The 2,942-nt window shown below is 40.0% G+C and carries 5 protein-coding genes; 2 read left to right on the forward strand and 3 right to left on the reverse strand.

The window, feature by feature from the left end:
• The first annotated feature begins 264 nt into the window (after positions 1–264).
• Positions 265–1,152, forward strand: a complete 888-nt coding sequence (locus tag H6F44_RS22455) for a Uma2 family endonuclease (protein ID WP_190353308.1) — start codon at positions 265–267, stop codon at positions 1,150–1,152.
• A gap of 35 nt (positions 1,153–1,187) precedes the next feature.
• On the opposite strand, the gene H6F44_RS22460 is transcribed toward H6F44_RS22455, so the two are convergent.
• Both H6F44_RS22460 and H6F44_RS22465 read right to left on the reverse strand, forming a co-directional pair.
• Positions 1,188–1,442, reverse strand: coding sequence for a BrnA antitoxin family protein (locus H6F44_RS22460; RefSeq protein ID WP_190353309.1), 255 nt, complete (start codon positions 1,440–1,442; stop codon positions 1,188–1,190).
• Positions 1,417–1,701, reverse strand: a complete 285-nt coding sequence (locus H6F44_RS22465; RefSeq protein WP_190353310.1) for a BrnT family toxin — start codon at positions 1,699–1,701, stop codon at positions 1,417–1,419. Before H6F44_RS22465 ends, H6F44_RS22460 begins: the two co-directional genes overlap by 26 nt.
• A gap of 101 nt (positions 1,702–1,802) precedes the next feature.
• On the opposite strand from H6F44_RS22465, the gene H6F44_RS22470 reads away from it, so the two are divergent.
• Complete coding sequence (locus H6F44_RS22470; RefSeq protein WP_190353311.1) at positions 1,803–2,036, forward strand: DUF433 domain-containing protein; 234 nt, start codon at positions 1,803–1,805, stop codon at positions 2,034–2,036.
• A 43-nt stretch (positions 2,037–2,079) separates the two neighbouring features.
• Here the strand turns inward: H6F44_RS22470 and H6F44_RS22475 are convergent, their stop codons facing one another.
• Complete coding sequence (locus H6F44_RS22475; RefSeq protein ID WP_190353312.1) at positions 2,080–2,829, reverse strand: hypothetical protein; 750 nt, start codon at positions 2,827–2,829, stop codon at positions 2,080–2,082.
• Positions 2,830–2,942 lie beyond the last annotated feature (113 nt).

Genomic DNA, 2,942 nt, shown 5'->3' on the forward strand with positions numbered 1-2,942 from the left:
TCTCTTCCCGATTTCGGCGATTTCCTGTCTTGCCTGTCCTGTGGTCTCCTTTTTCTACTTGCATTCTTCCTGCCTCCTAATTACTTTTTCAGCAAGCCCTAATTAAAAGCCTGATCATGGTTCCACCTTGGCGCAATACTAACGGCAGACTGGCGATGCAAGTTGCCATTAGAGAAATACTAGGCATAAAAACTTAGGCAAAATTCGCCTCTCCACCTAAAAATTCATGCTAAAATCAAGTCAACGTATCTCTAGAGAGTTACTATGCAAACTACTGAAGCCCCAATTAAGTCCGTAGCGTCAAAAGCTCCAATCACTCCTATAACTGCACTTACTCTCCCCGATCATAAGCAATTACCAGACTCAGACGGAACCTTTGTGAAAAACTTTCAGGAACACCCGCAAAGTATTGTTTTAACCAGTTCAATCACTCCAATTCTCGAAAAACTGCATCCCGATGGACATTACTGCATCGGTCAAGATAGTGGTATCTATTGGCGACTAATGGAACCACCCGAAAAAGGAGCCGAAGCCCCCGATTGGTTTTATGTGCCGAATGTGCCGCCGATGCTGGATGGCGAATATCGCCGTTCTTATGTTTTATGGAAAGAATTTGTTGCGCCTTTAATTGCGATCGAGTTTGTGTCTGGCAATGGTAATGAAGAAAGAGATAAAACTCCCCCTAGTGTTACGGAAAAAGCTGGTAAATTCTGGGTTTATGAGCAGGCGATTCGGATTCCCTTTTATGTGATTTTTGACGGATTTAGGGACAATCTTGAGGCTTATCATTTGCTGGACGGTCGCTATGTCAAAATGCAGCCCAACGATCGCGGTCATTATGCGATCGCACCGATGGGTGTGGAACTGGGTTTGATCTTAGAGAATGGCGTATCTTGGTTGCGCTGGTGGGATGAGTCTGGCAATTTATTGTTGACAGGCGATGAAAGGGCTGTGCAAGCTGAGGCGATCGCTGATCAACAAAAGGCGATCGCCGATCAAGCAGCCTTAGCTCAACAACAGGCTGAGGCGATCGCTGATCAACAAAAGGCGATCGCTGATCAAGCAGCCTTAGCTCAACAACAAGCTGAGCAGAAAGCCCAACGGTTAGCAGAAAGGCTAAGAGCTTTAGGATACGATCCTGAAGATGTTTAAGGGAATCGCCTAGTTTCTAGTCTCATATTCCTCATTTATGTTTTGTTTTGTTGATGATGGACATAAGTACGCAGGACATTATTAATTATTGATTGATAACCCTTACCTTGATCCTTAAACCAATCCAAAACATCACTATCTAAGCGAATCGAAACTGCCTTTTTTGTGATGGGAGTTACTATTCTCGCATTCTCCCAAAAGCGATCGTCAAGTTCAGGAATATCTGAAGTGTCAATAGCATCATCAGGAATATTGAGGATTTCTTCAAGGCGATTCTGAGAGATACTCATTATATTTTCTCCTTTCTTTAGGGGTAGCTTTTCGGGCAGAAATAATCCGCACTTTGCCATTGCGATCTGTATGCACTACAGCAACAATCAAAACACTCTGAATTTTACCAATACTAATTTCTCGAATTTCGCCATAGTTGATTTTTTCACTAACGGAAGTAAAAACAGTGCCAAAGAAAATCTCCTTAGCTTCCTCAAAACTAATTCCATGTTTCTTCTGATTTAACTGATTTTTGTTTTCGTCCCATTCAAATTGCATTAAGATTTAGAATACATTTTGTATATACACTGTAGCATAAAGTTAGATTTACATACGGCGCTTTGCGCTCAAATAAGTTGAATAAGTTCGCAGCAAACCCTATGAATTTAAAAAATAGTTTGTTATCTCGTATCACTCAAATTTCTGGACAATGTGGTGGTCGTCCTTGCATTCGCGGGATGCGAATACGGGTGACTGATATTTTAGAAATGTTGGCAGAAAATGTGAGTATTGGTGAGATTTTAGAAGATTTTCCCGATTTGGAGCTTGCTGATATCCAAGCTTGTTTAGTTTTTGCCGCAAGACGGACTGATTTCCCTAGATTAACTGCATGAAAATATGGATTGATGCTCCAAATATGGCAAATTATCTAGAATTTCACCTTCCTTTACTAATAAACACAAGATCAAAATTCATAGATGAACCTGTTGAATTCATAGAACCTGATTTTCCATCAAATCCAGGTTGCCCACCAAATGCATCTGGTCTAAGTTGCAATGTTTGACCATTTAGCAAGTCAACATTAAGGTGTATATACCGCGTTTTATAGTAAACATCAATATATGTTCCTCCTGTAGGAGTACATTTTGGCACAAACTTAATTCCCCATATATTTGTTGGTTTATCTCCACAAACAACATTTATTCTTCTCCTAGAAGGTTGAGAATCAAGTTTTCTTAATCTTACAGAAAATTTGTTTTTCTTCACATTGGTTCTTGTAGACTCTATCCATTCCTCTCTGGTTATATATATATCACCTTCTTCGCTTGGTCGTAGTAAACCAATACTTGCAACAGGTTCACCACTGACGTAAGGGTTCAATTCAGATTGACCGTTAATATACTCAAACCAGTTAGAACTATAGTTTTTATAACGAACACCATTTGGATAAAGATCCTCCTCTCTTACGCCTCTTAGATGCCACTCTTTTACAAAAAGTTTTTTAGTGCAAGATTCAAATGCTACATCTAAAAAATTGCCTATCGGTTTCTTTTGACAATCAACATCGACAGTTTTAAAGCCATTTACGTTCGTGACATTTTTGAAGACAACAAGAGCAGGATCGGGTGGTAATTCTTTGACTTCCAACTGGGCAATCCAAGAGCCTTTCTGAACTTCTCTTACCAAGTGTTGATTAATTAGGGCTTGCTGAAAAAGTAATTAGGAGGCAGGAAGAATGCAAGTAGAAAAAGGAGACCACAGGACAGGCAAGACAGGAAATCGCCGAAATTGGTAAGAGA

The sequence above is a fragment of the Pseudanabaena cinerea FACHB-1277 genome (assembly GCF_014696345.1).
Classification (GTDB): domain Bacteria; phylum Cyanobacteriota; class Cyanobacteriia; order Pseudanabaenales; family Pseudanabaenaceae; genus Pseudanabaena; species Pseudanabaena cinerea.